The organism is Cetobacterium sp. (assembly GCF_051653945.1).
Classification (GTDB): Bacteria; Fusobacteriota; Fusobacteriia; order Fusobacteriales; family Fusobacteriaceae; genus Cetobacterium_A.
The window spans coordinates 19,818-27,645 of sequence record NZ_JBOFXD010000077.1 but is presented as its reverse complement, the minus strand read 5'-3'; the positions used below and the strand labels follow the sequence as shown (position 1 = coordinate 27,645).

Below are 7,828 nucleotides of genomic sequence, written 5' to 3'. Positions count from 1 at the left end.
TCTTCATTCAAATATATTTAAAGTCCTAAGACTTACGTTTACACCATTTATTGGTTTGCCATTTCTGGCGTTTTGTTATTTTCATAACTTCTGACTATTTTCTCTATTCGGTTGTTAATGTCCTTTTCTATAATTCTTGTCAGTGACTTTTTCCGCTGACAAGAATTATAGTACCACAATTTTAAAACTAAGTCAACTTTTTTTTACAACATTTATATTTTTTTACAATTTAATAGTTTTTAAAATGATATAACATAACACTTCTTTCCACTCTTTTTTGCTTCATATAACAATCTATCCGCATCTGTGTAATTCTCCAAATAGTTTTTTGTTATATCTATTTTTTTTATTCCCACACTTATAGATAAATCTGGTTTGAAATTAAGGTCATTCAAATCACTGTAAATATTTTTTAATATTTTCTTTACCTCAGATTCCTCTCCATTGACTAATCCCGCAAACTCATCTCCTCCTATTCTAAAAAATACTCCTTCAGAGTATCTATTTAGAATTTCTCCTAATTTTTTTAAATATTTATCCCCTTTAATATGACCATAAATATTATTCAAATCTCTCAAATCATCTAAATCAATTAAAAACAAGTAGTACGAATCTACTTCGTTTCCATATATATAATCTATCATCTCTAAAAATTTTCTCCGATTATAAAGCCCTGTTAATGAATCAATTTCAGCTAAACTCTTCTGTTTCAACTCTTCTGTAATATCTTTAGCAATACCTAAGACTCCTCCATCAACAAACTCTTTCAAAACTTGATAACTTCTATTATTAAATCTCTCAATCCCTATGTATGAACCTTTTTTTATTGCATTTAAATCTCCATTAAAACATTGATGGTAAAGTTCTTCTGGTAGTAACTCTTTATCTGTTTTACCGTAAACTTCTTCTCTTTTTTTTCCAAATAATTTAGCAAAACTTATATTTAAATACTCATATTTTAAAGATGAATTTTTAAAAAATAGTAAATCTTGACTGCGGTCTAATATTTTTGTCAAATGTTGGAATTTTTTCTCTTCTTCACTTAAATTTAAAAACTCTACGACAACATACCCATCACTTAAATATATTTTTAAATTTAATTTTAAACTCTTTCCATTGGAATCAAAATGAAAGTCTGACAAAATCTCTTTTTTATAGCAATAGGTAAGACTTTGATACTATCGTCATCTTTTCCCCTGCTCCACACCGTACGTGAGATTTTCACCTCATACGGCGTTCCATCACTAATATTTTTTATTGACTTTAAGATTAGTAACTTGGGGCTATCCCTCCACTACTTGTTATCATAGTTTCATTGGTACTACACCCCTTCTCCCACAAGGCTAAAGAAATTTCGTTAAATCCTTAACTTATATTCACCAACCCTCTAACTAGGTTTTATATTGTGCCTTGCTTTCCACGTTCCATATTTTCTATCATTAAATCTACTTAGGTCGTTACTATAAGCCTGTAAGCTGGATACTGCCTATAACAGTATAACGATTTTCATAACCAAAACTTTTACTAATCGCCACTTACCCCACAATTTTGTGGTTACAACATTTCTATTGCATCAGAATTTAGACTTGTACACTCATAACTTCGTCGGTATTTTTATACATTCTAACCATATAGATTTGACTCCCAGTCTATCATTACCTCGACCACTTCTGGTTCGCATTTCCTCAGCCTCACTGTTAGGGATAACTCTCAACTGACTTTACCGAGCTTTATACCATCAGATTTAGTTAGAATCTAATCGCATATCGGAGTATTAGAGGAAGCATTTCAGGACGTTACCCCTTCATTCTACTTCTCAAAAATATAGTTCTCTGTTAAAGTACTCAGTTTCAAGCTACATTTAACATGCCACAGCTTTTCACTATGAAAACGTGTCACACTTTAGTTTCTATAACTTTATCTATCACTTTATTAATAGTACAAAATTCACATTTATTTGTATGTTGACATTGTTTTTTTTCTTTTAGTGCATTGGTACACCTTAAATAATTTCCTAAAAAAATTTTGCTTTCCTCTCCATAAATTTGGATAATATTTTTATTCATATAGACCACTTCTTTTTTTTCATTCAAAATAATGAATCCATTTTCATGATTCTCTATTATACCTTTAAAAATCTCTCCACTAATCATTCACTTCATTCCCCCCATTACACTCTTCTGTTGATATCTCATTAAACTCTTTCTCATATTCCATAAATTTTTTTAATAAATATGGATCAAAATAAATATGTTCACCCTTTTTTAATATTTCCAAAGCAATTTCATGAGTAAATCTTTCCTTATAACATCTTTTCTGTCTCAAAGCATCATAGACATCCGCTATTATAGTTATCCTCGCTTCCAAAGGTATGTCCTCTCCCTTTAACCCAGTGGGATAACCAGTTCCATCCCATTTTTCATGATGATACTTTGTTATATTTTCTGCAATCACTCCAAACTTAGCTTTTCTCATCAAATTGAACCCTATTTCAGGATGTTTTTTTATACTGTTAAATTCCTCTGTTGTCAACTTACCTTCTTTTAATAAAATTTTATCAGGAATTCCTACTTTTCCAATATCATGTAGTGATGCAAATGTTCTTATTTCTTGGCACACACTATCCTTTATCCCTAGTTTTGTGGCTAAAGTAAACGCTATTTTCCCCACTCTTAAAGAATGTTTTCCCGTATCTTCATCTCTATACAAATTTATTTGCTCTAAACAATTTAAAAAACGCCACTTCATCCCTGCTCCTTTTTCTCTTTACTGTGAATATAATTCTAAATATACAGTTCCTTTGTATTGTCCAGAAGGTATATCCAATGGTAAATCATCCATCTTTCCCGTTAATATAAAAACATTTTTACCAATTTCTTTTTTTTCCTCAATATTAAAATTATCAACAGTTAAAGTACTTTCGCCATTTTTTAGCTCCACTTGAGGTGTTTTTGTTTTTAATTCTAATTTCAGTCCATTTGGATTTTTTACCACTATTTGTGTTGAAGCAGCTACTACAGAACCCTTCTTCTGAGAAAGTAAACTTTTTCTAAAATCTAAAGGCTCAGGTGTTTCAACTGTTAATCCTAAATATTCAAATTTTTGATCGATATCCTCTACAAATTCAACTTTATAGACTTTATCTAAATCGCCATTTTTTTGAATTATTCCAATATACAAATCTGTTGGTTCTATTTGATAAACCAAACTTATTATTTTTTTCCCATTAAAATTTTGTAGTCTATAAGATAAATTTCCATTTTTAATCTCTTTTCCATTTAGTAACTCATTGTTGTAATTAACAACTTTATTATAGTTATTATTTTTACCACTCACTGAAACATAACTTAATTCGTCCAAATTCTCTGTTATATATATCTGATTATTTTCATTTATTTCTAAAAGTACTATTTTCCCTATTCTATCAATTATTCCCGTTATTCCTTTAGATGAAATTTTTTTTATTGTTAAGTCTAAAACAGCCCTTTCTTTTTGAACAACTGTTTCTAAAATATATTCCTGACTAACAGATTTTAAGTTAGATACTAAGCATAGACATAAAAATATTTTCTTTATCATTCTAGGCCTCCTATATTCTCATATATCTCTATCTCCATAGGTATTTCTCCTATGTACTCTCCATCCACATTGTCACTTAAAGAATCGATCTTTCTTTTATCAATAATCCCTATAATTTCGACCTTCTGTCCATTCCTTTTAAAAACAACCCCATTCTTCTCTTCTTCATTCAAAGATATATTTTCTACAATTATCCAATTGTTTTTATTAGTTATAAAAAGTGTTGATGGAAATTTTATTTTTAAAAGTTTCCCATAATCTTTAGAATTATCCTGATCAACTTCGGTAGTTGTAATCTCCAAATATCCCTTAGATATAACCTTTTCTCCCTCCAATTGCACATTTTTTATATTTTTAAAATTTAAAGGTTCTATCACTTTAATAACTATTGTTGCAAACAACAAGTTTGTCATCAATAAAAATAATGCTACAATTCTCATCTTAGATACCATCCTTTAATTCAACAGTCATATATATCTTTTTTCTGTATATTCCATCATCTTTTATTCCATCACCATAAATTACAATTTTATTATTTTCAATAACTTTACTTGTTGAGTATTCAGGCGAAAGTATTTCAACATCAACCTTTCCATCATTATCTATATCTATAACCTTTTCTGTATAAGATAGTTTATATGTTTTGTTTGGATTTTTATTCATTTCTAATTTAAAAGGTATCTCTAATTTTTGTTTATCTACAACTGTTGCTTTCACATCTAAATCCGTTATGATTTGAAGTGGTGTAACGACATTGGCTTGTATTTTCATTGTCATTTCTCTTCCTTGTTCCACCAGCTTCCAATCCCCTGCTGGTAAATTCTGTTCATCATTGGAATAGCTTTTTACCATAATAACAATCATTATTATAATCACTTTAATTAACAATTTACTTTTTTTCATTTTTCACCTCTTTACCTACATTCAATTGGAAGTTTACTATATCGTCCTCCCCATCTAAGTGCCTAACTTTTATATTTTCTTCCATCTGATCTATACTATACTTTTCTCCCCAATACAAAATTTCTATTTGATAATCTCCAGGATATATTTCACTTAAAAAGAACATACCATCATCTTCTACAGTTAATTTCTCTATTAAGTTTCCTTCTGAATCCTTTACCCTAACCGATAGTTCTTGCATCAACGTAATTTTTTCCAACTCTGTCAAAACAATACCATTTGTATCTATCTGTCCAATTAAATTTACCTTAGTTTTCACTGGAATATAAGCTTCTATAGTACCTACTCTTTTCCCTTGAATTTTAAGTTTATTTTCTCCAACAGTATAAGACGGTCTTTGAATTTTCAAATCTAAATCGTAGAGAATATTATTGGGAACACCGTAAATCCATGCTTCTCCATTGTCATCAGTAAAAGCTGTCTTCTGACCAATTTTAATTTCATTATGTGGCATTTTCTTTTCATCTTCATCATAGATACCATTGTTATTTTCATCTAAAAATGTTATTGCTTTTATTCTAGAAGAATCCATTGTTTCTATATTTTCTTTTACATTTTTCAAATCTATTATTCTGTCTACCCCTAAATTATAAACTGTTTTCCTTGATCCTGGTGATGTCACACTAAAATTAAACCAATTATCTAAATCTAGTTGGAATTTGATTCCTATAGCTTTTTCGCCTTTGTTTGTATAATCAAAGACTAATGAATAATCTACTTTTGAAGTTAAATCCTTATTATTAAATGATAGTGTTGTTGTGTACTCTTTCCCATTGTCTCGCCATCTGTTTGTCAATTTTGTATTAAATAGATAGTATCCTGTATAGTAACCTGATACTGAATATTCTTGTCTTGACTCTCTATCTATTTTATAATCTGCTGTAACCAATAAATTTTTGAATGGTAGATTATAATTTATTCCTACATCATAGTTAATTTCTCTTTCTTTTTTTCCATTGCTACTATTTAAAACCTCTCTATATTTATGGTCAGTATAGTTATATATTATTTGAAAAGTCGAGGCATTATATTCAATACTATATCTCTGTTTAAATCTCTCTTCATAATATTTATCATAGCTCTCTAACTTCGACCTAAGTTTTATCCTCTTTATATCAACTTCCGTTTCAAAATAGTCTATTTTTCTATTATTAGTTACGTATTCACTTCCAAAGACCAGTGTGTAATCATTCTTTTTAAAACTATTTCCATAGACCAACTCTGGATTAAAGGCAGTTATTTTTTTGTATTGCTCCTCTTCATCCTCTTCATAAAATCTATTGACTCCTACTCCTAAAGTTAAGTTATCTGTTATACCGTAATAAACATTTGCATTACCTCTATAACTATCTCCTCTTAAATCCTCTCTCATTTCAAAATCATATTCTATTTCACCTTTAGTTTGCTGATTATATGATTTATTTGTTGATATATCTATGACACTTATTGTCCCATCAGGAGAATATATTCTTATAGAGTATTCACGGTCCCTTTTAACCTCAGGTCCACTGAACTCTATGACTCCATTTTCAGAGTCTTTTACATCAATTGGAAATCCCAAATAAATAAGTTCAACTCTGCTTCCTAGAGGTACGTTTTCTTTAATTACAACTTGATCTCCAACAGTAAAGTACCCTTTTTCTTTTTTAAAAGATAGTCCCAGTTCTCGCTTCTCACTTCCATAGCTTCCCACTTCTAACGAATGACCCTTGTATAACTCTGGGTAGTATATTCTTACATCTCCAAATTGACCATTCTTCACATCATAGCTTGTTGTCAACTCTCCGTATAAAAATCCCCCTTGATACTCTAAGCTTGATGTCCAATCCCCTTCTTTTTCTCTTTCTTTATAACTATAATCTATTTTTGTTCTCAAATAACCTAAATCAAAAAGTGAATTTTCATGGGTATAAACAACTAGATTCTTATCATTTTCCTCTTGAAATCTACTTAATCTATTATCAATCTGATTTTTTATCTCATATGGCGTTTTAAATTTTAATATCGTTTTTATCTTAAAGTTATTATCATCCCTCTCAAAACTTTTTGTTAAAAAATTTTCAAATAGTTCACTCTGAATATAAACTTCTCCGTCCTCTAAAAATATCTCATCATTATAACTACTTTTTTCTCCATCTATTATAATTTTCTTATTTTTTAAGTTTATTTGAAATTCCAAAAGTTCTTCGCCTAAGAGTGCTTTCAGCTCCCTATCTTTCAGCTCATAATTATTCAAGTTTATAATTGAGAAAAATTCTAGTAAAGGAAAATATATTTTCCCCTCTTTTATTTTTGCTTTAAACGAGTTGTTTCTCAATGTATTATTCAATGTTATTTCATACAAATACGCAGTGTTAGAATCTCCTGTTCCTAAAATCTCATCTTTTAGCACCTCATATTCTTCAGCGGTTATTAACCCATCTTTTAAAAACCCTTCAATCTCTTCTAATTCAAACTCTGATGCTAATATTATATTTAAAGAAGCTACAAAAATACCAATAATAATTATTGCATTCTTAATCTTCATATTTTCAACCTCTTAACTACCCTATTCTTATCCTTTATTACTACTTCATTATAATTTTTAAGATTTTCATTCTTTTTAATTTCTGGAAGAGTTGACAAATCAAACTCTTTTTTAGGCAAGATTCTTCCTGCTCCTAAATAATACTCTTGCTTTGAAGCTGTGTTTACTAAATAAAATGTAAATGTTGCTCTTTTTTCACCATTATTTTTTACTTTCCCATTAATCTTTCTTTTATTCTGATCTAGTTCTATATTTTTACCATCTAACTCTAGTGGCAAATCACCTACAAAACCAGCTATCTCCATTTTTAAATTTGTTAAAATATTTAAAGACCTATTTTTTTCAATTATATCTTTTTCCGTTACAATCGGTAGTTCTTTTATCCCTAATATAGCCGTATATTCACCTTTCTTTAATTTCTCTGGAGCTTTTACAAAAACTGTCAATTTTCTTTTTTCTCCTGGATTTAAAGTCATTGTCTTGGGATAATATTCAATCCATTGACTCATATCTTTTTCATCAGATATCTTATCTATATAAAAAATGTATCTAACCTTGCTTAGAGTAGGATTAGACAGTTCATATACCTCGCTACCTCCATTTTTATCTATATTTTTATCAAATATAGTTGGATATATTTGTAAATATGAGTATATATTTACATTTATGAATATATACACTAATATATATATTAATTTCTTCATTTTACTCTCCCCTTAGAAAAAAAAACCACTATTTGAAAATAGTGGTTTTATGAAT

8 protein-coding genes are annotated in these 7,828 nt (G+C 29.0%); all 8 read right to left on the bottom strand.

Annotated elements, in window-relative coordinates; all coding sequences use genetic code 11:
- Nucleotides 1-239 precede the first annotated feature (239 nt).
- Nucleotides 240-1,142 (bottom strand): diguanylate cyclase, encoded by a 903-nt coding sequence (locus ACRC8M_RS08645; protein ID WP_438528773.1) that lies wholly within the window; start codon nucleotides 1,140-1,142, stop codon nucleotides 240-242.
- A 753-nt stretch (nucleotides 1,143-1,895) separates the two neighbouring features.
- Nucleotides 1,896-2,153: a hypothetical protein gene (locus ACRC8M_RS08640; protein ID WP_438528772.1), complete on the bottom strand. Its 258-nt coding sequence runs from the start codon at nucleotides 2,151-2,153 to the stop codon at nucleotides 1,896-1,898.
- The gene (locus ACRC8M_RS08635) at nucleotides 2,146-2,748 is read right to left on the bottom strand and encodes an HD-GYP domain-containing protein (protein ID WP_438528771.1); all 603 of its coding nucleotides are present in this window, start codon (nucleotides 2,746-2,748) and stop codon (nucleotides 2,146-2,148) included. The genes ACRC8M_RS08640 and ACRC8M_RS08635 overlap by 8 nt, the downstream gene beginning before the upstream one ends.
- Nucleotides 2,749-2,766: 18 nt before the next feature.
- Nucleotides 2,767-3,579, bottom strand: a complete 813-nt coding sequence (locus tag ACRC8M_RS08630; RefSeq protein WP_438528770.1) for a hypothetical protein — start codon at nucleotides 3,577-3,579, stop codon at nucleotides 2,767-2,769.
- Entirely contained in the window at nucleotides 3,576-4,019 is a 444-nt protein-coding gene (locus ACRC8M_RS08625; RefSeq protein WP_438528769.1) for a hypothetical protein, read from the bottom strand. The genes ACRC8M_RS08630 and ACRC8M_RS08625 overlap by 4 nt, the downstream gene beginning before the upstream one ends.
- A gap of 1 nt (nucleotide 4,020) precedes the next feature.
- Complete coding sequence (locus tag ACRC8M_RS08620; RefSeq protein WP_438528768.1) at nucleotides 4,021-4,482, bottom strand: hypothetical protein; 462 nt, start codon at nucleotides 4,480-4,482, stop codon at nucleotides 4,021-4,023.
- A complete protein-coding gene (locus ACRC8M_RS08615; RefSeq protein WP_438528767.1) occupies nucleotides 4,469-7,069 on the bottom strand; it encodes a hypothetical protein in 2,601 nt (866 codons plus the stop codon). The genes ACRC8M_RS08620 and ACRC8M_RS08615 overlap by 14 nt, the downstream gene beginning before the upstream one ends.
- Nucleotides 7,066-7,773 carry a hypothetical protein gene (locus ACRC8M_RS08610; protein ID WP_438528766.1) on the bottom strand — a complete coding sequence of 236 codons (708 nt, stop codon included), beginning with the start codon at nucleotides 7,771-7,773 and terminating at the stop codon, nucleotides 7,066-7,068. The genes ACRC8M_RS08615 and ACRC8M_RS08610 overlap by 4 nt, the downstream gene beginning before the upstream one ends.
- Nucleotides 7,774-7,828 lie beyond the last annotated feature (55 nt).